Below are 26,204 nucleotides of genomic sequence, written 5' to 3' on the forward strand. Positions count from 1 at the left end.
CGTGACGTCATCACAACATCCGACCACCCGTGTCGTCAGCGTCGCGGACATTCATGCAGCTTTGATCGAGGGGCGCGAAATCGCCTTGCTCGATGTGCGGGAGGAGGGGCCGTTTTCGCGCGGCCATCCGCTGTTCGCGGTGCCGCTGCCGCTCAGCCGGATCGAACTGGATGTGCTCGATCTGGTGCCACGCCTTGACGCGCCGATCGTGCTCTACGACGACGGCGAAGGCTTGGTCGCGCGTGCCGCGCATAAGCTGGCTTCGCTCGGCTACAGCAACGTCGCGCGGCTCGACGGTGGGCTCGATGGCTGGCGTCGCGCAGGCGGCGAAGTGTTCATCGACGTCAACGTGCCGAGCAAGGCGTTCGGCGAGTTGGTGGAGTCGCAGCGGCATACGCCGTCGCTGCCGGCCGCGGAGGTCGAGCGACTGATCAAGGATCAGGCCGACATCGTCGTGCTGGATTCGCGCCGCTTCGAGGAATATCGCACGATGTCGATCCCGACCGGCACCAGCGTGCCGGGCGGCGAACTGGTGCTGCGACTGCAGGATGTCGCGCCGCGGCCGGAGACGACAGTGATCGTCAATTGCGCCGGACGGACGAGGTCGATCATCGGCACGCAATCGCTGATCAATGCTGGTGTTCCCAACAAGGTCTATGCGCTGCGCAACGGCACGATCGGCTGGACGCTGGCGGGATTGCAGGTGGAGCGCGGGGCGGACAAGCGGTTTCCGAAACTGTCCGAGACGGCGAGGGAGGTCGCGCGCGAGCGCGCGCAAGCGCTGGCGGATCGCGTCGGCGTACGAACCATCGATCGAGATACACTGGCTCGCTCGCGCAGCCAGCGCGACGTGACGTTGTACCTGCTCGACGTCCGCACGCCGGAGGAATTCGAAGCCGGGCATCTGGCCGGCTTTCGCTCTGCACCCGGCGGGCAGTTGGTGCAGGCGACCGACGAATGGGTCGGCGTGCGCCATGCCCGTCTGGTACTGGCCGACGATGACGGCGTGCGGGCGACGCTCGCCGCCTCGTGGTTGATCCAGATGGGTTGGCGCGACGTCCATGTCTTGCAGGGGCCGATCGCGGGCGACCTCGAGACAGGACCCCGGCCGCCACGCCGGCCGCCGTTACCAGACGCAGCGATCACGGCGATAACGCCCGCAGAACTTGCGGCTGAGCTGGACTCTGCGATCGTGATCGATCTGGCGCCGAGCCCGCGTCATGCGGCCGGCCACATTCCGGGCGCCTGGTTCGCGGTGCGCGCACAACTGGCCGAGGCGTTGCACCGGCTGCGGCCGGAGGGGCGTCTGGTGCTGACGTCGTGGGACGGCGCGCTGGCGCACTACGCCGCTGCGGAGTTGTTGGCGCTGACCGATCGCCTGGCGGTGCTATTGGCAGGCGGCACGCAAGCCTGGGAAGCCGCCGGGCTGCCGCTCGAGTCCGGCATCGCACGGGCCGCGGTCGACGTCGATGACGTTTACAAGCGTCCCTACGAAGGCACCGACAATGCCGCGGCCGCGATGCAAGCCTATCTTGACTGGGAGTTCGGCCTGGTCGAGCAACTCGCCCGCGACGGCACCCACGGTTTTCGCGTGCTCTGAGCCGCGCCGGCGGCCGCGGGTCGCGCGTTCGACCACGCGGACTCGAGCGATCGACTCACAAATCTGCAAGTTGCGCCAGCCTAAGCATGCGATCAGGTCATCAATGGCCCTGCGTCGCGGACTACACCCGTCAAGATAACGGAGGCGTGTCCGTGATAACGGAAAAGCTGTCCGTTCGGGCGACGGCTCGGATGCTTTGTTGGAGGAAAGCGACGAGACGGTTTTGGTTGTCGTTGAGCGATTTGGAGCATGCTCGTACTTTTACTCGGGACAGACGAAGTCAATTTCGTCTCAGATCGATGGAGCGAGCCATGAACACCGCGATGCAGATGATGCCCATGATGCCGATGATGGGTGGCATGAACCCGATGATGAATTCGATGATGAGCCCCGTGATGATGAACCCGATGATGGCCGGGATGTCGATGATGGGGATGCCCGGCATGCCGATGCCAATGCCGATGCCGATGATGATGTGCAAGATGACCTGCACGATGTCGCCGGCCGGGATGATGACCTGCGAAATGGCGCCGATGGATCCGGCGATGAAGGACATGTTCATGCAGTGCTGCCAGACCATGATGACCATGATGGGCAATGGCATGCCGATGATGATGAACTGCGGCGGCATGACGATGATGGGCATGATGCCCGCCAAGGCCTGACGTCTCGGTCTCTTGATCAGCCAGAAGGGCCGGCGTTCGCCGGCCTTTTTGCTGCGTGGCGCCTTGCTGCGCGGAGCCTTGGCGTCAGCCGATCGCCTCGACGTAAGTCATCACCAGGAATAGCACGGCTTCGTCGGTGCCGAGATTACGATAGCTGTGCGCGACGTCGGCTTCGAACAGGATGGCGTCGCCTTCGGTCAGGATCACCGGGCGCTCCGTGCCGGCGGTGATCTCGACCGCGCCCTTGGAGACCACCAGATTTTCCCGTGTGCCCGGCGCGTGCGCCTCGGCTTCCTCGCGATGCAACGGCGCGAGCCTCAGTTCGTAGAATTCCACCTGCCGCTCGCCGTCGTAGGGAAACAGCGCGCGCGAGGTGAACTGGCCCTGGTTCGACGATAACAGCTTGGCGCTCTTGCGCCGGAACACCTGCGGATGATGCGCGTCTTCGGTGGCGATCAGGTTTGCGAACGGCACGCCGAGTGCGGTTGCGACTTTCCACAGCAGGCCGATCGTCGGCGTGCTCTTGCCGGTTTCGATCTGGCCGAGCATGGCGCGGCTGACGCCTGACTGCTTGGCGAGGCGTTCGAGCGAATGGCCCTGCCGGATCCGCAAGCGACGGAGATTCCGGCCGACGATGGTGGGCAGATCGACGGACAGGTGCCCGAGCTCCGCTCCGCCATTCGCCCCCAGCGGAAGTCCCGCATCAGTCATATGTCGATTCTCCGGACCATCCCGACATCATCATCGGCATCGGAGCCATCACCCAGCACGGCCAGAAGCCGAAGAAGAAGGTCGGCGCATAGAACGGAAACGGCTGAACCGCGTGCTGGACGGCGATCGGAGATTCCTTCAATTGAAGAGCCTTGCGGCGTTCGCGATAGGATCTCAGATCGATGATATTTGCCGCTTGCGAAGACATGCTATCTCACCGCTGCCGGTCGATGGTCGTTCGGTTTCGCTGATCGAATGTGTGGCGCGGCCGGTTCAAGAGCCGCGGGGCGTCCAGATCTTCACCGCGTCGGTCTTCACCTTGGTGGGGATCAGGCCTTCGGCGAAAAACACGTCCGCGATCTTCTGTTGCTCGGACAGGCCGTCGGGCGTGACCCGATCGACCGCGTAGGAGCGGTGGCTGTTGGCCTCTTCGACGATCGCGGGTTCGATGCTCCACAGTCCCGCGAGCAGAGCCGCCGCGTCCTTGGGATGTTGCTTGACCCAGCGCCCGGTCTCCGCGAGCTTTGCATAGATCACGTTCAGCACGTCGCTGCGCTTGTCGGCGAACGCCGCGGAGGCGAGATAATAGCGCTTGTAGCTGGCGAGCCCGTCGGAGCCGTCCGACAGAACGCGCGCGTTGGTCTGGTGACGCGCGCTGGTATAGAACGGGTCCCATGCCACCCAGGCATCGACATTGTTGCTGACGAAGGCGGCGCGGCCATCGGCCGGCGCGAGATAAGCCGGGGTGATGTCCTTGAAGGTCAGCCCGGCCTTGGCGAGCGCCGCGAGCAGCAGATAGTGACTGCCGGCGCCCTTGGTCACCGCGACTTTCTTGCCTTTGAGGTCGGCGAGTGCGTGAATCGGCGATTTCTCGGCGACGAGAATTGCCTGTGCCGACGGCGATGCCTTCTCTTCGGCCACATAGGCGAGTTGCGCACCGGCCGCCTGCGCGAAGATCGGTACGGTGTCGGCAACATCCGCGCCGAAATCGACACTGCCGACATTGATCGACTCGAGCAGCGGCAGGCCGCTGGTGAATTCGTTCCAGGTCACCTTCACGCCGAGCGGCGCCAGCGCCTTTTCCAGTTCGCCGTTCGACTTCAGAATCGCGATCAGCGTCGAGGAGCGCTGGTAGCCGATCCTGACCGTGTCCGACGCCTGCGCGAAGCCAGGTTGGCCGGAGAAGCCGATCGATGTGGCAGCCAAGGTCGACGCGAAGGCCGACAGCAGGATGGAACGTCGCGAGATCATTACGGAGCCTTCCTGACGAGAAGAGTGAAGTCGGCGCGGATAGGCGATCGCACCGCCGATTGAGCTTTGTCTTGAACCTCATCTTGCCGGCGGCGCTTTCCGTCGGCAATTCTGCAGTTTTCGTGAAGGCGGATCGTTTGTACTTCGCGACGTTGTTGATTGAGAAAATCATTTCGTGCCCGCGTAGGTGCGGTTAGGGCGGCTGGGAGGGGCCAAATCGATCGCGCTGGCGAGAAACAGATATTCCGATGTGTCCCCAGCGAACAGAACAGGCTGACTGCTTAGTTGGCATTCGCTGGAACGCTCTTTCGAATCCAAGGAAGACAAGCGGTGATTTGATCTGAGGCAAAGTCTGGCGTGATGAGCCGAACCAAAAGTACCTGCTGAAGCAAATGGCTTGCCGAGGTAGGACAGATGACGAGTGCGATGGCGGACAACGAAACGTTCGTCCCGCAGGACCCCGATGTCATCGCAACCGTCGTCCGCCGAGCGCGGAAGGCTCAGGCTGCGTTCGCCGGCGTCAGCCAGGAGAGCGCCGACTCGGCGGTGCGCGCACTCGCCTGGGCGATCTATCGGCCGGATCGCGCCCGCGAATTGGCGGCGCTCGCGGTGGCCGATACGGCGCTCGGCAATGTGCCGGACAAGATCGTGAAGAAGCAGCGCAAGACGTTCGGGACGCTGCGCGACCTGCTGCGGGTGAAATCCGTCGGGGTGATCGAGGAGGACGTTGCGCGTGGCCTCGTCAAATACGCCAAGCCGATCGGTGTCGTCGCGGCGCTGACGCCGTCGACCAATCCGGGCGCAACGCCGGTCAACAAGGCAATGATGGCGCTGAAGGGCCGCAACGCCATTATCATCGCGCCATCGCCGCTCGGCTACGCCACGACCGCGCGCGCGGTCGAGCTGATGCGGGCGGAGCTTGCATCAATCGCGCTGGATCCGGATCTGGTGCAGGTGCTGCCGGCGCCGGTGACCAAGGAGGCGACCGACGCCTTGATGAAAGTGGTCGATCTCGTCGTGGTTACTGGATCCCAGGACAACGTCCGCCGTGCGGCCGCCAGCGGCACGCCGGCCATCGGCGTCGGCGTCGGCAACGTCCCGGTGATCATCGACGAAACGGCCGATCTCACAGAGGCGGCGGCGAAGATCGCGGCGTCGAAGACCTTCGACAACGCCACCTCCTGTTCGTCGGAGAACGCGCTGGTGATCGTCGATGCGGTCTACGATCAGGCGATCGATGCCTTGCGCCAGGCGGGCGCCTATCTCTGCAGCGCGGAGGAGAAGCAGCGGATCGAGAGTACGTTGTGGCAGGGCGGCAAGCTCGACCGCAATCTGATCGCGCGGGATGCTTCTGTGCTGGCGTCCGCGTTCGCGTTGCCGGCGGAAGCCGCATCGGCGCGGTTCTTCCTTGCCGAGGAGGTCGGAGTCGGAAAAGCGCATCCGCTGTCGGGCGAGAAGCTCGCGCTGGTGCTCACGGTGTATCGCGCTCGCGACTTCGCCGCCGCCAAGGCGATCGTGCACGACATTCTCGCTTACCAGGGGCGCGGCCATTCGGTCGGGCTGCATTCGCGCAACGCCGCGCGCGGCGATGAACTCGCGGCCGATCTCGACGTCGCGCGCGTCCTGGTGAATTTTGCCCACACCTTCGGCAATGGCGGCGGGTTCGACTCGGGTCTCAACTTCACGCTGTCGATGGGCTGCGGCTCCTGGCAGAAGAACTCGATCTCCGAAAATCTCAACTATCGCCACTTCCTCAACATCACTCATCTGGTGCGGGTGATCCCGGAGGATCGTCCGAGCGAGCAGGAGCTGTTCGGGCCGCATTGGGCGAAGATCGGCTACACGCCGCGCGGCGACGCGTCGTGATCCCGGGGCAGTGATGATGAATCTGCTCGAATACGCCGCCAAGACTCTGGTGCTGACGCCTGCCGGCATCGCGACGCTGCCGGCGCGCCTTTGCGCGACGCCCGAGGAAGCCGCCGCTGCCGTCGCCGCGCTGGGACCGGCGATGGTCAAGGCGCAGGTGCCGACCGGCAAGCGCGGCAAGGCTGGCGGCATCCGGCCGGCAGATAGCGCCGAGCAGGCCGAAGCGGTCGCGCGCGACATCCTGGCGATGACCATCGATGGCCATCGGGTGTTCAGCGTGCTGGTCGAGCAGCGTGCAACTATCGCGCGGGAGTACTATGTCGCTGTGCTGTGCGACCCGGTGCGCCGCACCCCGCTCGTGCTGTTTTCTCCGGACGGCGGAGTCGAAATCGAAGCCACGGCGGCGCGCGCGCCGGCGAGGTTGCGCCGCCACGAGGTCGATCTGCTGCACGGCTTTACGCGGGACGAGGCGGAGCAGTTCACGGCCGGGCTCGATCTGCACGACGCGCGCGGCGCAGTCGTCGATGTGCTGGTCCGGCTCTACGACGCCTTCGTTGGCAGCGACGCCGAACTGGTCGAGATCAATCCGCTGGCGGTGCTGGTGGACGGGCGTGTCGTTGCCCTCGATGCCAAGGTCACGCTCGATGACGCGGCCGCATTTCGTCAGCCGGTGCTCGCCGCCGCCGCGGCGGCCGAACCAGCGACCGAGCTGGAGCGGCGTGGCGCGGCCGCCGGTCTGAAATTCCTGCAGTTCGACGGCAATGTCGGCGTACTCGCCAACGGCGCCGGGCTGACCATGACGACGATGGACGTCATCCGGCATTACGGCGGCCGGCCGGCCAATTTCCTCGAGATCGGCGGCGAGGCGTACACCAAGTCGGAGATTGCACTCGGGCTGGTGCTGGACAATCCCGGAGTGAAGAGTCTCGTCGTGAATTTTTGCGGCGCGTTCGCGCGGACCGATGTGATGGCCGCAGGCGTCGTGCAGGCCTGGCACAAATTGAATCCGTCGGTCCCGGTGTTCTTCTCGATTCACGGCACCGGCGAAGACGAGGCGATCCGGCTGGTGCGCGAGCAACTCGGGATCGAGCCGTTCGACCTGATGGAAGACGCGGTCAAGGCTGCCGTCGAGGCCGCGTCATGATCATCTTCCGCAAGCAGCACCGCGTTCTGGTGCAGGGGATCACCGGCAAGCAGGGCTCGTTCTGGACCGAGAAGATGATTGGCGCCGGCACCCGCATCGTCGCCGGCGTCAATCCGAAGCGGGCCGGCGACATCTATCTCGATGCGCCGATCTATGCGTCGGCGCAACGCGCGATGGCCGAGACGCCGTTCGACGTCGCGGTGATGTTCATCCCGCCGGCGCTGGCGAAGCATGCGGCGCTCGACGCGATCGAGGCCGGCGCGAAGCTGCTGGTGGTGCTGACCGAGCACATCCCGATTCACGACGTGATGGCGATCCATGCGGTGGCGCGGATCAACGGGACTCGCATTCTTGGGCCGAACACGGCCGGACTGGTGACGCCGGGCGAAGGCTTCGTCGGCATCATGCCCGGACACAACGACACCATCTTCCGCCCCGGTGCGATCGGCGTGGTGTCGCGCAGCGGCAGCCTCGGCACGCTGGTGTCGCTGAATCTCACCCGCGCCGGGCTCGGGCAGTCCGCCTTCATCGGCATCGGCGGCGATCCGATGATCGGCACCACGACGCGTGACGCTCTCGAAGCACTCGATCGCGATCCGCGGACGCAGGCGGTCGTCCTGGTCGGCGAGATCGGCGGCGCGATGGAGGAAGACGCGGCGATTCACGCGGCGGGAATGTCGAAGCCGGTAGTTGCCTTCATCGCCGGCCGCGCGGCGCCGCCCGGCAAGAAGATGGGCCACGCCGGCGCCATCGTCGGCGCGTCCGGCGGCAGCTACGCGGGCAAGCGCAATGCGCTCGAGCGTGCGGGAGTGACCGTCGTCGACACCCCGGCGGAGATCCCGGACGCTGTTCGGCGTCGATTGGCCGAGCGGCCACCGCAAGTCGCAAGTCACTGACATCCGGGGCGCAACGCAAGCTGCTGCGTGAGCTGCCATCGCCAATCTTCTCGAATCCAGCCGACCAACAGGAACCGACCATGAAGATGACCACCGAAGAAGCCTTCGTCAAAGTGCTGCAGCGCCACGGCATCCAGCACGCTTTCGGGATCATCGGTTCGGCCTTCATGCCGATCTCGGATCTGTTTCCGAGGGCCGGCATCATCTTCTGGGATTGTGCGCACGAGGGCAACGCGGCGCTGATCTGCGACGGCTTCACCAGGTCGACCGGGAAGATCGCGATGCTGGTTGCGCAGAACGGGCCGGGTATCACCAATTTCGTCACCTCGGTGAAGACGGCCTACTGGAATCACACGCCGATGCTGCTGGTAACGCCGCAGGCCGCCAACAAGACGATCGGGCAGGGTGGCTTTCAGGAAGTCGAACAGATGGCGCTGTTTCGCGACATGGTCTGCTATCAGGAAGAGGTGCGCGATCCGTCGCGGATCGCCGAGGTGCTGAACCGCGTGATCGGCAAGGCGATCCGTGGCTCGGCGCCGGCGCAGATTAACGTGCCGCGCGATTTCTGGACCCATGTGATCGACATCGAACTGCCGCAGATCGTTAGCTTCGAGCGCCCGAGCGGTGGCCCCGCGGCGATCGCCGAGGCGGCGCGGCTGCTGTCGGGTGCGCAATTTCCGGTGATCCTGGCCGGCGCAGGCGTGGTGATCGGCGATGCGATTGCTGACACGGTGACGCTCGCCGAGCGGCTCGACGCGCCGGTGTGCTCCGGCTATCAGCACAATGACAGCTTCCCCGGCAGCCACCCGCTGGCGCTCGGCCCGCTCGGCTACAACGGCTCCAAGGCCGCGATGGAGGTGATCGCCAGGGCCGACGTCGTGCTGGCGCTCGGCACACGGCTCAATCCGTTTTCGACCCTGCCGGGCTATGGCATCGACTACTGGCCGAACAACGCCAAGCTGATTCAAGTGGACATCAACCCGGATCGGATCGGCCTCACCAAGCCGGTGAGTGTCGCGATCGCTGGCGATGCCGCCCAGGTGGCGCGGCAGATATTGGCGGAGCTCGCACCGCACGCCGACGATTCCGGCCGCGACGCGCGCAAGGCGATCGTTCATCAGGCGAAGTCGGCGTGGCTGCAGGCGTTGTCGGGGATCGATCACGAGGACGACGACGACGGTACCAATTGGAACGAACGCGCACGGACGCGCGATCCGGAGCGGATGTCGCCGCGCCAAGCCTGGCGCGCGATCCAGGACGGTTTGCCGAAGCAGGCGATCATCTCGTCCGACATCGGCAACAATTGCGCGATCGGCAACGCCTATCCGACGTTCGACGAGGGCCGCAAATATCTCGCGCCGGGCCTGTTCGGCCCCTGCGGCTATGGCTTTCCGGCGATCGTTGGCGCCAAGATCGGCCAGCCCGACGTGCCCGTGGTCGGCTTCGCCGGCGACGGTGCCTTCGGCATCTCGATGAGCGAGATGGGCTCGATCGGTCGCAAGCCGTGGCCGGCGATCACCATGGTGATCTTCCGCAACTATCAATGGGGCGCCGAGAAGCGCAATACCACGCTGTGGTACGACGACAATTTCGTCGGCACCGAACTCAATCCCAATCTCAGCTACGCTCGCGTGGCGGAAGCTTGCGGGCTGAAGGGCGTGGTTGCGCGAACCGCCGGCGACCTGACCGCGGCGATCAGCACGGCCTGCGCGGCGCAGGACGACGGCGTCACCACCTTCATCGAAGTGATCCTGAATCAGGAACTCGGCGAGCCGTTCCGTCGCGACGCGATGAAGAAGCCGGTGGTCGTGGCGGGCATCGATCCAGCGGACATGCGTCCGCAGCGATGATGCGGAGGGAGGCGTCCGACCCGCTCCGACCCGGGCGCCGATGTCGTTCGACGCTAGTCCGGCATGGGCACCGGGAGGGCGGTGACCGACTTGATCTTCTCCATCGCGAACCGCGATGTGACGTTCTTGAGCAAGGCGGTGCTGATCAGCTTGCGATAGAACGTGTCGAAGCTCTTCATGTCGGCCGTGACCACGCGAAGCACGTAGTCGACGTCGCCGGCCATCCGGTAGATTTCCATCACTTCCGGCATGGCGCTGAGGGTCTGCGAGAATTGGACCTGCCAGCCCTTGGAATGATCTCCGCTCTCGACGAACACGAAGACGGACAGGCCGAGCCCGATTTTCGCCTGATCGACCAGCGCCACCCGTCCGGTGATGACGCCCTCCATTTCCAGCCGCTGCATGCGCTTCCAGCAGGGTGTGGATGACAGGCCGATCCGACTGGCGATTGCCGCGACCGAAAGAGACGCATTCTCCTGCATCACCTGCAGGATCTTGCGGTCGAGTGCATCGAGCGGACGGGACATGTCGGGCGATAACCAAAGAGCATTCGAGTACATCGCCATCACCGACCGCCGACGCCATTGGAGCGTGCGTCGATAGATCGGCACCGATTACGTCCGATCTAACGGCGGGGCGCGAGCAAATACAACGGCTCTCACGTAATTTGAAACGGCGTTTTCCCAGGCGCTTGTTTCGGAGAACAGCTCACTCTTCGTGCCTCGACTGTGAGTTAATCATTGCGGCGGCCCAAATGACGTTGGCATCGTCGGCTGTCGATTTAGGCCTCCGCGGAGGAAGTCCGATGACCGCGAGTGGGTGAGTCCGCTATGCTGCGCGGCCGGTGAACTCCGCAGCCCAGCCGGCGGCATCGCTGAGATAACGCAGCGCCTTGATCCGCCGCGTCGAGGTCAGCCGGAAATTGTGCTCGAGACCTGCCGGCACCACGATGAAATCACCCGGCCCGACGTGAAGCGCGGCCCGCTGGCCGTCGACGATGACGCCGAAGACGCCCGCGCCGTCGAGGATATGACGGATTTCGTCGCCGCCATGCCGGTGCCAGCTCTCGAATTTGGTAGCCAACTCTTCGTTGTCCGGCCGGTCGGGATGCAGCACGATCAAATCGCGCGCGGGAAACTCTGGGCGCGGCGGCACCGCGGACAGCAACTGCTCTTCGGCATGGCGATCCAGCAGAGGTTGGTGCAACAACGACTCCAGCCCTGCCGGAATTGGCTGGTGCTCGACGACGATGCGATGGGTTCTTGCCAGGAGCGCAATGTCGTCAGCAGTCGCTTTGCGTCCGTCGTCGAACAATAGGGTTGCCATTGAGTGGTCCTTCATTTGTCACGCAGTGTTCGAATGCGTGAGGGGATTGGGGGCTCATCCATGTGAAAAAGTCGGTTCAGTCCGGATGTCGGCGACGCTGCAGAGCGCGGTAGCGAGTTCGTCGTTTGGCGCTGTCCCGCAGGCGTCCGCGGCGCATTGCTGGCAATGGTGCGAGACGCGCAGATAGCGTTCGGCATCGGCGCGCGCGACATAGCGCTTCATCAATCCGGGCGCTGGCAGATGCGCGAAGCGGTGCTGCGGGACCAAAGGAATGATGTTGATGAGATGCGCGCCGGCATGGGCGACCCGTTCGGCAATGTCGCTGATGTGGTCTTCGTTGACGGTGGGGATCAGCACGGTGTTGACCTTGACGGCAAGGCCTCGGGCCGATGCCTGCGCGATGCCGTCGATCTGGTTGCCGATCAGTCGCTCGGCGGCCTCGATGCCGTCGAGCCGGCGGTGGCGCCAGGCGATCGACGGCGTGATCCGAGCCTGAATAACCGGATCGACGGCGTTTACGGTGACCGTCAGGGTCGTGATGCCGAACGCGGCGATGTGGTCGATCTGGTCTGGCAGCAGCAACCCGTTGGTCGAGAGGCAAAGCGCGAGATCGGGCCAGCGCTCGTGCACTTTCGCGAGCGCGTCGAGTGCGTGGTGCGTTGCCAGCGGCTCGCCGGGACCGGAGATGCCTACTACCGACAACGTAGGAGAGAGGGCTCGTGTTCTTGTGACGAGTTCGATCGCCTGCGTCGGTGTCAGCAGCCTGGATGCTTGATCTGAGTGATGATCCTGCTGATCGAACGCCTGGGCGCAGAAGGCACAGTCGACGTTGCAGGTGGGACTGACCGGAAGATTCAGCCGCGTGATCCGGACGCTGGTCTGTACAGACGGGAGAACATTGTGACGATTCCCGTCCGGCGCTGGAAACGCCGGCATTGGCGTCGTCATCGTCTGCGATAGACCGGCGCCGCCTTCGGTCATGACGTGACGCTCCGGCGCAGCAAGCCGCTCTCTGCCAGTTCGCGCACGGCGGTGTCGACGGCGTCCTCGGTCTCGAAGGCGAGAATGCCGAGCGCGGTCAGCCGATTGACGCCGCATTCGCCGATCCGTGCGACGATCACGGCGCTGCAGTCGGCGACCAGCTCCACCGACTCGTCCATCGGCTCGCGTCGCGCCTCGCGACGATCCGCTCCGCAGGCGGGCCGGTTGGTTCTGGTTTCCAGCAGGTGCGGCGTGCCGTCGGCGAAATTCCAGATCTGGAATCGCGTCGCGTAGCCGAAATGTTCGGTCACGGTGACGCCGTCGCCGGTGGCGATCGCGACTTTGATCTGCCGTGCGGTCGGTGTCGGCGAATCCATGGGCACCACGTGGTTTGTGAACCGGATCCGTAAAATCGTCTCGTTGTGCGAACGCCCTTGTTTAGCGCAACCGGCGGAGGAAGAATTTTCGTAGTCCCGCGGCAAGAGTGATGAGCATTTCGAAATTTCGTCGGCCGCTGGTGTCCGCTGCTACGCACGACGTGAACTCATCCCCGGGATGTAGCGAGTGGGTCGCTGCCATCCCGATCACCATGGTCGATACGGCGACCGCCTCGCGTTGTCGTCACGCGCCGGACTCGCATCGATCGAGAAACGACTTCCACGCGATCATCGGTAGTTGAAACAACTCTGCTGCGATCGTGCCCGGTGAGCAGGCTTCTTGCTGAACTAATCCGAGCATATTGACGACGATCAGCAGGGAGCATCACCTTGCGCAGGGCCCGTCTCGGCGTGGCGATCCGCAGCGGCGGAAAATCGAGGGACAGATCGTGAGCCTGGCAGAATTCGCCCAGCCGAAGGGCCGTGCGCCGACGGGCGTCATCGACTTGATCGGCAACACGCCTCTGGTTTATCTGGCGCGGCTCGATACGGGCCCATGCCGCTTGTTCGCCAAGCTCGAAGGCCAGAATCCCGGCGGATCGATCAAGGATCGTCCGGCGCTGGCGATGATCGAGGCATTCGAGCGCAGCGGAGAATTGCGTCCCGGCGGCACCTTGGTCGAGGCGACCGCCGGCAACACCGGCCTCGGTCTGGCGTTGATCGCGTCCCTCAAGGGCTATCGGCTCATTCTGGTGATCCCGGACAAGATGAGCCGGGAGAAGGTGCTCCACCTCAAGGCGATGGGCGCCGATGTGGTGATGACCCGGTCCGATGTCGGCAAAGGGCATCCGGCGTACTATCAGGACCTCGCTCGCAAGATTGCAGCGGAAACACCCGGCGCCGTCTTCGTCAATCAGTTCGCCAACCCTGCCAATCCGCTGGCGCATGAGTCTGGCACCGGGCCGGAGATCTGGGAGCAGATGGGCCGCCGGGTCGATGCCGTGGTGTGCGGCATCGGGTCCGGCGGGACGTTGACCGGCATCGGCCGGTTTTTCGCGCGGGCTTCGCCGTCGACCGAGATCATCCTGGCCGATCCGAAGGGATCGGTGCTGGTCGATGTGGTCGAAGGGCGCAAGCCCGGCGAGGTCGGAAGCTGGCTGGTCGAAGGCATCGGCGAAGACTTCGTCCCGGACAATGCCGATCTGCGGTTGGTCACGCGCGGCTACACCGTCACCGACGCGGAATCGTTTCATGCCGCGCGAGAGCTGCTGGGCCGCGAAGGAATTCTGGCCGGTTCGTCGTCGGGAACGCTGCTCGCGGCGGCGTTACGCTATTGCCGGGAGCAGGACCGCCCGAAGCGGGTCGTTACACTGCTGCCGGACGGCGGCAACAAGTATCTGTCCAAGATGTTCAACGACACCTGGATGGCCGATCAGGGCTTCCTCGCGCGCCGTCACGACGGCGATCTGCGCGATCTGATCGTGCGTCGCCACGACGAAGGCGCATCGATCACGGTCGGTCCCGACGACACCCTCAATTTCGCGTATTCGCGGATGAAGCTTTACGAGGTGTCGCAGCTGCCGGTCCTGGTCGACGATCAGGTCGTCGGGATCATCGATGAATCGGATCTGCTGATGGCGACGATCGGCAATCCGGCCAAATTCGCCGAGCCGGTGCATCTGGCGATGAGCAAACGCGTCGAAACGGTGCAGTCGTCAGCACCGTTCGAAAGCCTGATGCCGGTGTTCGATCGCGGCCATGTCGTGGTCGTGGTCGACGGTGTTCGCTTTCTCGGCCTGATCACCCGGATCGACCTGATCAACCACCTCCGCAGCAAGGTTCACTGACAAGGTTCAACGCAATGGATAAGTCGACCAACGTCCGGACACGAGGCGTCAACACCCGCGCCGTGCACGGCGGCCAGCAATTCGATCCGGCGACCGGCGCGGTGACGACGCCGATCTACGCCACCTCGACATTCGCGCAGTCGGCGCCGGGCGTGCACAAAGGGTACGAATACGCGCGATCACAGAACCCGACACGGGCGGCATTCGAAGCGGCGATCGCCGACGCCGAGCGCGGCATCGCCGGTTTCGCGTTCGCCTCTGGTCTCGCGGCGGAAGCAGCGCTGCTCGAACTGGCCGAACAGGGCAGCCACGTCGTCGCCTCCGATGATCTGTATGGCGGAAGCTGGCGGCTGTTCCATCGCGTCCGCAGCTATTCGGCCGGTCTCACGATCACTCACGTCGACCCCGCGAATCTCGACGCGCTCCGCGCCGCGCTCCGCCCGAACACGGCTTTCATCTGGATCGAGACGCCGAGCAATCCGACATTGCGGCTGGCGGACCTCGAAGCGATCGCCGCGATCGGGCGCGAGCACAAGGTGCTCACCGTGGTCGACAACACGTTCGCCTCGCCGGCGGTGCAACGTCCGCTCGAGCACGGCATCGACATCGTGGTTCACTCGGTCACCAAATATATCGGCGGCCATTCCGACATCGTCGGCGGCGCCATCGTGGTGCGCGATCCAGAACTGATCCAGAAGCTGCAATTCCTGCAGAACGCCACCGGCGGCATCCTCGATCCGTTTTCGAGCTTCCTGGCGCTGCGCGGGATCAAGACGTTGCCGTTGCGGCTGCAGCGTCACAACGCCAACGCGCTGGCGGTGGCGCACTGGCTCGAAGCGCATCCGAAGGTCGAGCGCGTGGTTTATCCCGGCCTCGCCAGCCATCCCCAGCATGCATTGGCGACGCGCCAAATGGATGGCGGCGGTGGCATGGTCGCGGCGTATCTCAAGGCGGACGATCAGCAGACCGTGGCGGTGCTCAGCCGGTTCAAGCTGTTCGCGCTGGCGGAGAGTCTGGGCGCGGTCGAGAGTCTGGTTGGGCAGCCGTGGAGCATGAGCCATGCGTCGCTGCCGGAGCCCGATCGCCTGGCTCGCGACATCCACCCAAATCTGATCAGGCTGTCGATCGGCATCGAAGACGCCGACGACCTGATCGACGATCTCGAACAGGCGCTCGCGGTGCTCTGAATGCCGGTCCTCGCTTCCGCTAATAGGCGGAGGCGAGGCTCGGCTCGATCGCGAAATCCTCGAGCAGATCGGCGTGGTGCCGGCGCGCCACGTCGGGATGCGAGCGCAGCCGGCCCTTGAGGTAGTTGCGGCCGACTTCGCGGAACAGTGGATTGTTGGGATCCTGCGTGATGCCCCGCGCGTGCGGCGCGAGCGAAGGCGGCAGCGACAACACAGGCACGGAAGCGTCGAGCCGGGCGCCGAGGAAAAACGCGACCGACAGCCGATCGCTGCCGGCCGGCGGCGTCACCACGCGATGCACGTTGGCGCGCAGCGTGCCGTTCGAGGCGAGTTCGAGAATCTCGCCGATGTTCACGACGAACGAACCGGGCAGCGGCGGCGCATCGATCCAGCCGTCGTCGGTCTCGACCTGCAGGCCGGCGACCGTGTCTTGCAGAAGGATGGTGACAAAGCCGGAATCCTTGTGCGCGCCGACGCCCTGATCGCTCTCGGTCGCATCGCGGCCGGGATAGCGGATGATCTTGATAAGCTGGTGCGGTGATGGCGCGTGGATCGGTTCGAATACGTCCTCGGGCTGGTCGAGCGCGGCAGCGAACACCCGCAGCACCTTGATCGCGAGCGCGGTCACCTCCAGCTGATAGCGCAGCAGCAGCGGCTTCAATTCCGGCAAGGCGTCCGGCCATTGGTTGGGACCCTGCAGACGTGTCCACGCCGGCGCCGACCGGCTGAACGGGAAGGCCTCACGCTCGGCGCCGATGTCGAGCTGTTCGCGCCAATCTGCCGCGCCACGCGTGAACTCGCGCCCGGCGCGGGTGTAGCCGCGGAAATGTGGGGAGTTGACCATTTCGATCGCGAGCTTGTTGGCATCGGGAAGCGAGAAGAAGTTGCGTGATGCGGTCACCACGTCGCGGATCAGCCGGTCGGAGATTCCGTGACCGACCAGATAGAAAAAGCCGGGGCCGAAAGCCGCATCGCGGACATCTCGCAGGAATGCTTCGCGCCGGGCGTCGCCTGCGTCGAACCGGGTGAGGTCGAGGACAGGGAGCGTTCGGTATGAGCTGGGCATCGGCGGGCCTCCGGTTGGGATCATTGGCGCAAATGATGATGGCGTCCTACACGACTGTCGAGCCGCCGCTGAAAATAGCATCGTCCATGCTTTTCATGCGTCGGCCCGTGCTTAGTTTGTGTCGCCCATCTGGGTGAAGATGGAGAGTCATTCCCGCTCGGCCGATACGGCGGATGCGGCGAGGTCGCCGCCATCGCCCTGATCGCCTGCAGCGGGGCGCTGGCAGGTCCATCGAGCAAGACGGTGACTACGAACGTACCAGAGAACGCAATGAGTGATGCCTGCGGGCGGAAATGCGAATCTCATTTTCCGTCGCGTGCCGAATTTGGACGGTCCTTCTCGCGCTGCTGATTGAAAACGTCGGAAACGGTCTCTAGCATTGAAGGTGGTACTTAACGGACGACGTAACTGCGTGATCAGCAGCATGAAGGCAGCGTGATGGTGGTCGTTCTCGTCGCCATCGTGCAGAGCGTCCGATTGCTCGGCGACGCCGCGGCACGCGCCGTCAACCATCGGATCGCACGCGGCAAGCGATCGACCTCCTGACCGTAACGCATCGCCGCCAACCGAAGGACATCGACCATGTCGCTGCAAACCGTCCAACCGCTTCATCCTGGCAACATTGATACGCTCGCGCTGCACGGCGGTTCGTTTCGCGCCGATCCGGCGACCGGCGCGACGCAGGTGCCGATCTATCAGAGTACGTCGTTCGATCTGCAGAGCACCGAACGCGCCGACCGTCTGGTGAACTTCGAGGAGTTCGGGTTCGTCTATTCGCGGATCGGCAATCCGACCTCGCATGTGCTGGAGGAGCGTCTCGCGGCGATCGAGGGCGGTGCGGCGGCGCTGGCGCTGGCGTCGGGGCAGGCGGCCGTCGCGCTGTCGGTGCTGACGCTGGTGCAGGCCGGCGACAACATCGTCACCGGCACCGATCTCTATGGCGGTACCTGGAATTTCTTCGCCAACCGGCTGGAGCGGTTCGGCATCGAGGCGCGCTTCGTCGATCCGGCGGATCCTGAGGCGTTCCGCGCGGCGACGGACGACCGCACCAGATTGTACTTCGGCGAGACGCTGCCGAACCCGAAGCTCAACGTGTTCCCGATCCGCGAAGTCGCCGACATCGGCCGCAGCTTCGGCATCCCGCTGATCATCGACAACACCGCGGCGCCACTGCTGGCGCGGCCGATCGACCACGGCGCATCGATCGTGGTGCATTCGGCGACCAAATATATCGGCGGCCACGGCACCACCATCGGCGGTGTCATCATCGACAGCGGCTTGTTCCCGTGGGAGGAGTTTGCCGACCGGCACCGGCTGATCACCGGCCCGGACCCGTCCTACAACGGCCGCAACTGGCCGGACATCGCGCGCCCATTTGGGCCGGTGGCTTACGCCTTCGCGGCGCGCGCCGGTCTGCTGCGCGACCTCGGCCCGGCGCTGTCGCCGCAGAATGCGTTTCAGCTGATTCAGGGGCTGGAGACGCTTCCGCTACGCATCCGGCAGCAGACCGCCAACGCGGCCAAGGTGGCGGACTATCTGTCGAAGCATCCCAAAGTCGAGACGGTGATCTATCCGGGCTTGCAGAGCGGCGATGCGCGCCGACGCGCCGACACCTATCTGCAAGGCGGCTATGGCGCGCTGGTCGGCTTCGAACTCCCCGGCGGCTTCGCGGCCGGCCGCCGCTTCATCAACTCGCTGAAGCTGCTGTTCCACGTCGCCAATATCGGTGACGCGCACAGCCTGGCGATCCATCCGTCGTCGACCACGCATGCGCAACTGGCGCCGGAGAAGCAGCTCGCGGCCGGCGTCACGCCCGGCTACGTGCGGCTGTCGGTCGGCATCGAGAGCGTCGACGACATCATCGCCGATATCGCGCAGGCGCTCGACCAGGCCTGATCCATCCTGCAGGAGGCGAGGCGCGCCATGGCGCTCAATCTGAAGAATCCGCAAGTCGAAACCCGCGACCAGCGGCTCGGCACCATCACCCAATGGGACGGTCGCGCCGATCAGCTGGTACGGGACTCGGCCTTCACCTATGGCTGCTCCAAAGGTTGCGACAACGGAGGGCGGCGACTGTGCGAGCAGTCGAGCCCATTCCAGCAGGCCTCGATGTGCGCCGAGCATATCGCCGTCACCAACGCCACGATCATTCAGGAATCGGTGGTGGTGCAGCATTCGCCGATCGGCTGCGCGGCCAGCCAGTCGTTCACCGCCCGCTACTATCGCGATCTCGCGGCGCGGCGCGGCTGGAAGCTCGAAGATCCGAAATCGATCTGCACCAATCTCGGCGAGCAGGACATGGTGTTCGGCGGCGTGGAGCGCCTCGAACAGACCATCCGCGATGCGTTCGAACGGCACAATCCGCGCGTGATCTTCGTCGCCACCTCCTGCGCGACCGGGATCATCGGCGACGATGTCGACGGCGCGGCCAAGCGGGTCGAGGAGGAGATCGGCATTCCGGTCGTGACCCTGCATTGCGAGGGGTTCAAGTCGAAGCACTGGTCGAGCGGCTGGGACGTGATCGAGCACGGCATCCTGCGGCGGCTGGTGCCGCACGCGCCGCAGCGGCAGCCGGATCTGATCAACGTCATTCATCTCGGCGGACCCGACGTGTTCTCGCCATTGCTGGGTCCGCTCGGGCTTCGCGTCAATCTGGTGATGGGCGGCAACACGCTGGAGCGGCTGGCGCAGATGTCGGAAGCCGCCGCGACCGTCACGATGTGCTTCGTGCTGTCCTATCTCGCCACCGGGCTCGAACAGGAATTCGGCGTGCCGGAGGTCAAGGCGCCGCTGCCCTACGGGCTCGACGCCACCGACAATTGGCTGCGCGACATCGCGCGATTGACTAGCGCAGAAGACAAGGTCGAGGCCGTGATCGCCGGCGAGCGCGCACGGATCGCGCCGGAGCTGGCGCGGCTGCGCAACGCGCTCAAAGGCAAGCGCGGCTTCGTTGCCGCGGGAGCCGCGTTCGCGCACGGCCTGCTGGCGGATCTGCGCGAACTGGGCGTCGACGTCGATAGTGCGTTCTCGTTCCACCACGATCCGGCCACCGACAGCGGCGACCCGCAGCAGGATTCGCTCGGCCACCTGGTCGACGTCTGGGGTGACGTGCCGAACTACACGGTCAGCCCTGACCAGCATTTCCAGGCTCACGCGGCGTTGCAGCGGGCGCGGCCGGACTTCGTGATCTGCCGTCACTCCGGCACGATGGCGGTGCTGGCCGGGCGGATGGGAATCCCGGTGCTGCCGATCTTCTATTCCAACGACGGTCTCGGCTACGAAGGCCTGCTGACGATCGGCCGCGCTATCCTCCGAGTGTTGCCGCGCAAGAGGTTCTATGACGACGTCGCCGCGCACAGCTCCTTCCCGTATCAACCGTGGTGGCTGGCGGAAACCGACCCCTACGCCGCCATTGCCGAACCGGCCTGAGAAAGACCAAGCATGCTGTCTCCCGTCACCGACAATCTCGACGCTTCCGGCGCGTTCTGCAGCTCGCTGGGCGCGATCGAGCAGGTTCGCTACGGCTGTAGTCTGGGCGCGCTCGCGAGCGTGATCGCAATTCCTGGTGCGGTGCCCATCACGCATTGCGGACCGGGCTGCGCCACCAAGCAATTCCACGCGCTGTCCGGAATCAACGCCTATCAGGGCGGCGAATTCCACGTGCCGAGCAGCAATCTCGGCAACCAGGAAGTGATCTTCGGCGGCGCCGATCGCCTCGACGAACTGATCCGGTCGACGCTGAAGGTGATGCAGGCCGATCTGTTCGTGGTGCAGTCCGGCTGCATCCCGGGGCTGGTCGGCGACGACGTCGGCAGCGTCGTGCGGAGCTATCAGAAACAGGGCGTGCCGATCGTTTTCGCCGAGACCAGCGGCTATCGCGGCAATAATTTCACGGGCCACGAAACCGTCATTCGCGCTATCATCGACCAGTTCGTTGACACCAACGATGCGCCGCTGCAGCACGGCCTGGTCAATGTCTGGTCGTTGCTGCCCTATCAGAATCCGTTCTGGCGCGGCGATCTCACCGAGATCAGGCGGATCCTCGAAGGCATCGGGCTTCAGGTCAACATCCTGTTCGGCCCGTCGTCGGCCGGCGTCGAGGAGTGGCGCGCGATTCAGCGTGCGCAATTCAATCTGGTCCTGTCGCCGTGGCTCGGCCTCGCCACCGCCGCGCATCTCGAAGACCTTTACGGCCAGCCGTTCCTGCACGTGCCGACGATCCCGATCGGCGCCAAGGCCACCAGCGCCTTCCTGCGCCAGGTGGTCGATTTCGCAGGTCTCGATCGCGCCCGTGCGGAGGTCTTCATCGCGCAGGAGGAGAAGGAGCACTACGTCTATCTCCGCGACTTCGCCTCGTTCTACGCCGGCTGCACCAGCCAGTATCGGCTGCCGTCGACAGCGATCGTGGTCAGCGAAAGCGCCTACAATCTCGCGGTGGCGAGTTTCCTGGTTGAGCAGCTCGGTCTCAATCCGGGTCCGATGGTGATCAGCGAGAATCCGCCGGCGGATTTTCGCGAGACGATCCAGAAGCAATATCGCGCGCTGGCCGATAACACGGGTGCCGAGGCTCTGTTCGAGCAGGACGGTCACCGGATTCACGAATTGATCCGGCAGGCCGATTTCACGGGCGAATTGCCGATCGTGTTCGGCTCGACCTGGGAGGCGGCGCTGGCGGACAAGATCGGTGCGCCGCTGGTCGAGATCGGCTATCCGTGCACCGACGAGGTCGTGCTGTCGCGCGCCTATGTCGGCTATCGCGGCGCGCTGGCGCTGATCGAGCGCACCTATACGACGGTGGTTCGCGCCAGCACGATGGGGTAGTGCGCAACCGAGGCGTCGTCCGGCGGTCGCGTTACCTGACAATTGAGAGTTGGCGCGGCTTATTAATTTCGCTGGCGGAGCGCTGAAGAATATCACGGGTGATATCGAGCGTCGCTTCGATCAGATCGGTGCCGACGTCGAGATGAGTGCAGGCGCGCATCCGGCCGCCCATAATCGAAACCAGAACACCGTTCTGACGCAGCGCGGCTGTGAGGTCTTCATTGGAGATGCCGGCGTTGCCGACGTCGAAGAACACCAGATTGGTCTCGGGGGACTGCACGTCGACGCCGTCAAACTGCGATAGCCCGTCGGCGAGCAGCCGGGCGTTGGCGTGATCGTCGGCGAGGCGGTCGATGTTGTGATCGAGCGCGTAGTGGCAGGCGGCGGCACAGATGCCGGCCTGCCGCAGCGAGCCGCCGAGCCGCTGTTTCCAGCGCCAGACCTCGTCGATGAAGTCGCGTGACCCGGCGAGCACCGCGCCGAGCGGCGCGCCGAGGCCTTTGCTGAAATCGATCCAGACGGAGTCCCAGCCCGCCACCATCTCGAGCGGCGCGACGCCAGCGGCGACGCTGGCATTCAGCAGCCGTGCGCCGTCCATATGCGTCGCGAGGCCGGCGGCCTTGGCGAGAGCCGCGACCGAAGCGAGTGTGGAGATGTCCCAGACCGTGCCGCCGCCGAGATTGGTCGTCTGCTCGACGCTCACCAGCGTCTGCTTCGCCTGATGCCGGTCCGGCGGACGAAGCGCTGCGCGGAGCGTATCGGGCGAGAATTGTCCATTGGCGCCCCGCAATGCTTTGATCTGAACGCCACCGAGCGCGGCGTGGGTGCAGCCCTCGAGCGAAACGATGTGCGCAACCTCATGCGCCAGGATCTCGTCGCCCGGGCGGCAATGCGCGAGCGTCGCTGCGATATTGCAGATGGTGCCCGAGGGCATGAACACGGCGGCCTGCTTGCCGAGCAGCGCGGCGACGCGCTCGCACAGGCTGTTCACCGTGGGATCGGCGCCGATCTGTTCGTCGCCAACGTCCGCCGCCGCCATCGCGGCCCGCATGCCCGCGCTCGGCCTTGTCTGCGTATCCGAGAGCAGATTGATCCGGATCGGTGGAAGGCTCGGGTCGTCGGGGACGGGCGCGTACACCATGGCTAGGTCACGGCAACGTGCACGGACGTGCTGATGCTGCGACCGTCTTCGTGGGTCCAGACGAACTTGAAGTCGGTCGCAGCGGCAACGCGCGCGTGAAAGACAAGGTCCGGATTGGCTGAGGTCGCGTTGCGAAAGTCGATGTGCAGAAACGTCTCGCCATTGGCCTGGGCCTCGAAGCGGGCCAGGATGTCGCGAGGGATCGGCTGCCCATCTGGCGTCCGGCGCAGACCGGTTTCCATCGGATGTTCGAGCAGCGTGCGGATCTCGATGATCTCTCCTGCTTTCGCAGCGGGAGGAATCCTGACGCGCGGGCGGCTGCTGAGCGGAGCGGTCACGTCAGGAACCCTCCGACACTCACCTTGATCTCCGCCGCGGCGCGATCGACCGTGCCGTCGCTGTGTTCGGCAAACACCAGAAGCGTTTGCCTTTCGGCGAGCCGGATCCGCATCGAAACCTGGGCCTTGCCGGAGGCTGGCGTCAGCCTGAAGCTGGCGATCCCCGGCGTGGGGTTCCTGGTCGCGATGAGGTGAATGGCGCGGACATGGCGCTCCGCAGTCATAGGGCTGTCGACCAGGACGGTGACCGGCACCGCCGCGCCGTTTTCGGCGGTCTCCGGAACTTGCAGCACAATCCCGCCGTCCCGAGGCGTCGCGCTTCCTATCAACTCACCGATCGCCGCCTCGATTCGATCGGACGTCGGGGCCTTCACAATCGGAATGATCGATGCGACCAATCCGACCGCAGCCGCGACCAGCATCTCACGCCGGTCGACCGAAAGCGGTGTGCTGTCCCGATGCTCGTTCATCACGGGGAATCCGACGTCACGAGATCAATCTGCTGCATGAGGCGTAAAATCGCCCGAACGAAACGGTCTCGGCAAGCGGTCGCCAAAAATAAGTAGTAAGGCCTCTTATATGTCGCTCGATGGAGGCGAACGTTCTGTCGGCGCGATGAAGTCGATCGACTTATTCTCGCGCCCTGCGACAGATCTTCGAATCGATTGCGTCGCTACCTCTTGGGGTACGCTCGACCGCTTCGCCCGTCCACCATGCTCGCCCTCTCGCATGTTGTCCGTAGGCTCGCTTCGTACCGCAGCGTCAGGCGCCGCTATCATGCAAAGCCGATTGTCGGAGCAGTGTTGAGAGCGCTGGAAAGCGGTGACGATCAACCGTGCCGGCACATCTTCCTTCGCGATTCGTCATGGTGATCGACCTGCTACGTCGGCCGAGATCAGTGGCGATCGAAAGATCAATCGACTGCAACTAGGAATGATTAGTTCAATTTCCAAATCGAACAGCATGAACGATGCGGGGCGGCGACGGTGGATGGCCGATTGTTGTCGATCGGGTGATGAATATGAAATTGACCGATGACACGTCGTCTATCGATACTTGGAAGACTGCTAACAAGGAAGCAGGCGCTGCCTGGACAAGATTCGTCGCAATCGTTGCTTGTTCGGAATGTTGGCGTGGTTCGATCTGGCGGCAGTACCTGCGTGCAGGTTCAGCACGACATTGATCTAAGGAATTGAGGAGCGTGATAATATGGCAGACGATCCGAACAGGGGCTGGCCGACCGGTCTGACCATCGCGGAATCGGAAGAAATCCACAAGCATGTGATCGACGGCACGCGCATCTTCGGCGCGATCGCGATCGTCGCTCACTTTCTCGCTTTCGTCTATTCGCCCTGGCTGAAGTAAGGAGATCAGCAGATGTCAAATCAGGCAAGAATCTGGACCGTCGTCAAGCCGACCGTGGGATTGCCGCTGTTTCTCGGCAGCGTCGCCGTGATCGCCATTCTCGTTCACTTCGCGGTGCTGACCCACACCACCTGGTTCCCGAAATACTGGAACGGCAAGGCGGCCGCGATCGAGACCTCCGTCAGCACGGGGTGAGCGAAGCTTCAGCGACCTTGAAGCGGGGCCGGGATCTACGGATCCCGGCCTTTCGATTATTCCGTCGCGTGCATCGTCAAAGTACAATCAGCTCGACACCGCTTCCGCTCACGGTCGATGCAGCAACTCGGCAACGGCCTGCCGGGCGATTTCGTTTTCCGCGGCCGTACCGATCGAGATCCGGACCCAATTCTCCAGCGGCGGGTGACCGCGGCCGATGTCGATCCCCTTGGCCGCCAGTTCTGATGCGATCATCCGCTGCGGACGCCCCGCGTCGAAGAACACGAAATTGGCGCGGGACTCGGTAAAGCGTCGATTGTGCTGTCGGAACAGCGCGTGCCACGCCTCGCGCTCGACCGCGATCCTGGTGCGCGTGGCCTCGATGAAGCTGTGGTCCTGGAGGCTGGCGCTTGCGGCGACGAGGCCGAGCCGGTTCAGGTTGAAGTATGCGCCGATGCCGATCTGCGCCATCGCCGCAGCGAGGTCGGGCGGGGCGAGGGCGTAGCCGAAGCCGAGCCCGGCAAGGCCGTGAAGCTTGGCGAAGGTGCGAAAGACGACCACGCGGGCCCCGCGGCTGAGCAGCCGCGCGGCGGTTCGCTCGCGGAAATCCGGCAGGAAGTCGAGATAGGCTTCGTCGACCAGCACCAGCGTGCGCTGTGAAAGCTCGGACACGACATCGAGAAAGCGTTGCCTGTCTTCGACGAGGCCGGTCGGATTGTGTGGATTGACGAGATAGACCGCTCTGGTCTGCGCGTTCAGTCGTTGCAGGAAAGCGGGAAGGTCGTTTCCCAAACGATCATCGAGCGGAACGCCGACCACGTTGCCGCCGGCCGGCGCAACTGCGTCGACTAGCGCGGTGTAGCCCGGCTCGGAATAGAGAAAATCGCTACCCGGCCCTCCGTGCGCAGCCAGATACAGGCCGAAAACATTGAGCACTTCGCCAAGGACGATTTGCTCCGGAGCGACATTGTCCTCGGCGGCGATGGTCGCTTTCAGGGCGGCGATAGCGTCGCCGGCATAGCGGCTGACGCCGGGGAGGGCGTCATTGATCGCTTGCAGCGCCCGTGGCGACGGGCCGATTGGGTTCTCGTTCAGTGACAGGCGAAGCGGTTTGGTCGTCGAAGCAATGGTCATCATCGTCCCGGCCCGGCGTTACTCTTGCATGCCATCATCGCCCAGAAAATTTAGCAAGCAAAGACCGTCGCGTGCCAGTCCTCGCGGTTCCCGCACGGAACAGCTGTGTTTTGGCGCGGTTCTGATCGGACGAATTGAGCTGATTAGTAAGGTTTGGATCGCGAATGTTGTTGGTAATTGAGTAATTGATTGAGGCGACGCAGTCCCGTTGCGTCGATGGCGGTGTTGATTTTTCATGTGTGTGCCGGAGCAGGAATGAACTACACGCGTGCGTGCCGTGAAAATAGCGGCGGCGTGGCTTGCATTGAGACGGTGTGTTCATCGCTATTTTTGCGCGTGTCTCGACTCCGTGTAGCTGCGGCGGCATCATTCGCTGCGGTTGTCACTACCCCGGGCTCTCGCGATCGTACGGGCGGAGATGTCGATCCATGGCGATTGCCGTC

The 26,204-nt window shown here is 64.3% G+C and carries 25 protein-coding genes; 12 read left to right on the forward strand and 13 right to left on the reverse strand.

The annotated features are described in order from the left end of the window. Position 1 precedes the first annotated feature (1 nt). Positions 2-1,600 (forward strand): rhodanese-like domain-containing protein, encoded by a 1,599-nt coding sequence (locus LPW26_RS02150; protein WP_319942154.1) that lies wholly within the window; start codon positions 2-4, stop codon positions 1,598-1,600. 280 nt (positions 1,601-1,880) lie between these two features. Here the strand turns inward: LPW26_RS02150 and LPW26_RS02155 are convergent, their stop codons facing one another. The 4 genes from LPW26_RS02155 to LPW26_RS02170 all read right to left on the reverse strand — a co-directional run bounded on the left by LPW26_RS02155 (position 1,881) and on the right by LPW26_RS02170 (position 4,227). Next, positions 1,881-2,246, reverse strand: a complete 366-nt coding sequence (locus LPW26_RS02155) for a hypothetical protein (RefSeq protein ID WP_238732598.1) — start codon at positions 2,244-2,246, stop codon at positions 1,881-1,883. 103 nt (positions 2,247-2,349) lie between these two features. Further along, complete coding sequence (locus tag LPW26_RS02160) at positions 2,350-2,976, reverse strand: helix-turn-helix domain-containing protein (protein ID WP_238732599.1); 627 nt, start codon at positions 2,974-2,976, stop codon at positions 2,350-2,352. After that, positions 2,969-3,184, reverse strand: a complete 216-nt coding sequence (locus tag LPW26_RS02165; protein WP_238732600.1) for a hypothetical protein — start codon at positions 3,182-3,184, stop codon at positions 2,969-2,971. The genes LPW26_RS02160 and LPW26_RS02165 overlap by 8 nt, the downstream gene beginning before the upstream one ends. 65 nt (positions 3,185-3,249) lie before the next feature. After that, the gene (locus LPW26_RS02170) at positions 3,250-4,227 is read right to left on the reverse strand and encodes an aliphatic sulfonate ABC transporter substrate-binding protein (protein WP_238732601.1); all 978 of its coding nucleotides are present in this window, start codon (positions 4,225-4,227) and stop codon (positions 3,250-3,252) included. A 426-nt stretch (positions 4,228-4,653) separates the two neighbouring features. On the opposite strand from LPW26_RS02170, the gene sauS reads away from it, so the two are divergent. From sauS to xsc, 4 genes are all read left to right on the forward strand, one after another. After that, positions 4,654-6,093, forward strand: a complete 1,440-nt coding sequence (gene sauS, locus LPW26_RS02175; RefSeq protein ID WP_238732602.1) for an acylating sulfoacetaldehyde dehydrogenase — start codon at positions 4,654-4,656, stop codon at positions 6,091-6,093. Between the two features lie 16 nt (positions 6,094-6,109). Then, positions 6,110-7,237 (forward strand): ATP-grasp domain-containing protein, encoded by a 1,128-nt coding sequence (locus tag LPW26_RS02180; RefSeq protein ID WP_238732871.1) that lies wholly within the window; start codon positions 6,110-6,112, stop codon positions 7,235-7,237. Then, on the forward strand, positions 7,234-8,133 hold the full coding sequence (locus LPW26_RS02185) for a succinate--CoA ligase subunit alpha (protein WP_238732603.1): 900 nt from the start codon (positions 7,234-7,236) through the stop codon (positions 8,131-8,133). Before LPW26_RS02180 ends, LPW26_RS02185 begins: the two co-directional genes overlap by 4 nt. Before the next feature lie 80 nt (positions 8,134-8,213). Beyond that, positions 8,214-9,983 carry a sulfoacetaldehyde acetyltransferase gene (xsc, locus tag LPW26_RS02190; RefSeq protein WP_238732604.1) on the forward strand — a complete coding sequence of 590 codons (1,770 nt, stop codon included), beginning with the start codon at positions 8,214-8,216 and terminating at the stop codon, positions 9,981-9,983. A 53-nt stretch (positions 9,984-10,036) separates the two neighbouring features. Here xsc and LPW26_RS02195 read toward each other — a convergent pair whose 3' ends face one another. The 4 genes from LPW26_RS02195 to LPW26_RS02210 all read right to left on the reverse strand — a co-directional run bounded on the left by LPW26_RS02195 (position 10,037) and on the right by LPW26_RS02210 (position 12,667). Further along, positions 10,037-10,510, reverse strand: a complete 474-nt coding sequence (locus tag LPW26_RS02195) for an Lrp/AsnC family transcriptional regulator (RefSeq protein ID WP_406676836.1) — start codon at positions 10,508-10,510, stop codon at positions 10,037-10,039. A gap of 301 nt (positions 10,511-10,811) precedes the next feature. Further along, complete coding sequence (locus tag LPW26_RS02200) at positions 10,812-11,309, reverse strand: cupin domain-containing protein (protein ID WP_238732873.1); 498 nt, start codon at positions 11,307-11,309, stop codon at positions 10,812-10,814. 54 nt (positions 11,310-11,363) lie between these two features. Further along, positions 11,364-12,290, reverse strand: coding sequence for a radical SAM protein (locus LPW26_RS02205; RefSeq protein WP_238732605.1), 927 nt, complete (start codon positions 12,288-12,290; stop codon positions 11,364-11,366). Then, a complete protein-coding gene (locus LPW26_RS02210; protein WP_238732606.1) occupies positions 12,287-12,667 on the reverse strand; it encodes a NifB/NifX family molybdenum-iron cluster-binding protein in 381 nt (126 codons plus the stop codon). The genes LPW26_RS02205 and LPW26_RS02210 overlap by 4 nt, the downstream gene beginning before the upstream one ends. 449 nt (positions 12,668-13,116) lie before the next feature. Between LPW26_RS02210 and LPW26_RS02215 the strand changes: the two genes are divergently transcribed. Together LPW26_RS02215 and LPW26_RS02220 are read left to right on the forward strand one after the other, a co-directional pair. Further along, a complete protein-coding gene (locus tag LPW26_RS02215) occupies positions 13,117-14,514 on the forward strand; it encodes a pyridoxal-phosphate dependent enzyme (protein WP_238732607.1) in 1,398 nt (465 codons plus the stop codon). 14 nt (positions 14,515-14,528) lie between these two features. Further along, complete coding sequence (locus LPW26_RS02220) at positions 14,529-15,701, forward strand: trans-sulfuration enzyme family protein (RefSeq protein WP_238732608.1); 1,173 nt, start codon at positions 14,529-14,531, stop codon at positions 15,699-15,701. Between the two features lie 19 nt (positions 15,702-15,720). On the opposite strand, the gene LPW26_RS02225 is transcribed toward LPW26_RS02220, so the two are convergent. Further along, positions 15,721-16,767: an isopenicillin N synthase family dioxygenase gene (locus LPW26_RS02225; RefSeq protein WP_238732609.1), complete on the reverse strand. Its 1,047-nt coding sequence runs from the start codon at positions 16,765-16,767 to the stop codon at positions 15,721-15,723. A gap of 582 nt (positions 16,768-17,349) precedes the next feature. Between LPW26_RS02225 and LPW26_RS02230 the strand changes: the two genes are divergently transcribed. The 3 genes from LPW26_RS02230 to LPW26_RS02240 are packed head-to-tail and all read left to right on the forward strand — an operon-like array spanning position 17,350 to position 21,588. Continuing rightward, positions 17,350-18,663, forward strand: coding sequence for an O-acetylhomoserine aminocarboxypropyltransferase/cysteine synthase family protein (locus LPW26_RS02230; RefSeq protein WP_238732610.1), 1,314 nt, complete (start codon positions 17,350-17,352; stop codon positions 18,661-18,663). 27 nt (positions 18,664-18,690) lie between these two features. Continuing rightward, a complete protein-coding gene (locus LPW26_RS02235; protein WP_238732611.1) occupies positions 18,691-20,196 on the forward strand; it encodes a nitrogenase component 1 in 1,506 nt (501 codons plus the stop codon). Between the two features lie 12 nt (positions 20,197-20,208). Then, positions 20,209-21,588: a nitrogenase component 1 gene (locus LPW26_RS02240; RefSeq protein ID WP_238732612.1), complete on the forward strand. Its 1,380-nt coding sequence runs from the start codon at positions 20,209-20,211 to the stop codon at positions 21,586-21,588. Positions 21,589-21,619: 31 nt separating this feature from the next. On the opposite strand, the gene LPW26_RS02245 is transcribed toward LPW26_RS02240, so the two are convergent. Genes LPW26_RS02245 through LPW26_RS02255 form a run of 3 tightly spaced genes read right to left on the reverse strand, consistent with a single transcriptional unit; the run spans position 21,620 to position 23,537 of the window. Further along, on the reverse strand, positions 21,620-22,729 hold the full coding sequence (locus LPW26_RS02245) for a threonine aldolase family protein (RefSeq protein WP_238732613.1): 1,110 nt from the start codon (positions 22,727-22,729) through the stop codon (positions 21,620-21,622). A gap of 2 nt (positions 22,730-22,731) precedes the next feature. Continuing rightward, on the reverse strand, positions 22,732-23,067 hold the full coding sequence (locus tag LPW26_RS02250) for a thiosulfate oxidation carrier complex protein SoxZ (protein ID WP_238732614.1): 336 nt from the start codon (positions 23,065-23,067) through the stop codon (positions 22,732-22,734). After that, positions 23,064-23,537, reverse strand: a complete 474-nt coding sequence (locus LPW26_RS02255) for a thiosulfate oxidation carrier protein SoxY (RefSeq protein WP_238732615.1) — start codon at positions 23,535-23,537, stop codon at positions 23,064-23,066. Before LPW26_RS02255 ends, LPW26_RS02250 begins: the two co-directional genes overlap by 4 nt. A 739-nt stretch (positions 23,538-24,276) precedes the next feature. Here LPW26_RS02255 and pufB point away from each other — a divergent pair. After that, positions 24,277-24,432 (forward strand): light-harvesting antenna LH1, beta subunit, encoded by a 156-nt coding sequence (pufB, locus tag LPW26_RS02260; RefSeq protein WP_238732616.1) that lies wholly within the window; start codon positions 24,277-24,279, stop codon positions 24,430-24,432. A gap of 12 nt (positions 24,433-24,444) precedes the next feature. After that, on the forward strand, positions 24,445-24,627 hold the full coding sequence (locus LPW26_RS02265; protein ID WP_238732617.1) for a light-harvesting protein: 183 nt from the start codon (positions 24,445-24,447) through the stop codon (positions 24,625-24,627). 108 nt (positions 24,628-24,735) lie between these two features. Here LPW26_RS02265 and LPW26_RS02270 read toward each other — a convergent pair whose 3' ends face one another. Beyond that, complete coding sequence (locus tag LPW26_RS02270; protein ID WP_238732618.1) at positions 24,736-25,761, reverse strand: pyridoxal phosphate-dependent aminotransferase; 1,026 nt, start codon at positions 25,759-25,761, stop codon at positions 24,736-24,738. Positions 25,762-26,204 lie beyond the last annotated feature (443 nt).

It is taken from the genome of Rhodopseudomonas infernalis, assembly GCF_022271405.1.
Classification (GTDB): Bacteria; Pseudomonadota; Alphaproteobacteria; order Rhizobiales; family Xanthobacteraceae; genus Rhodopseudomonas; species Rhodopseudomonas infernalis.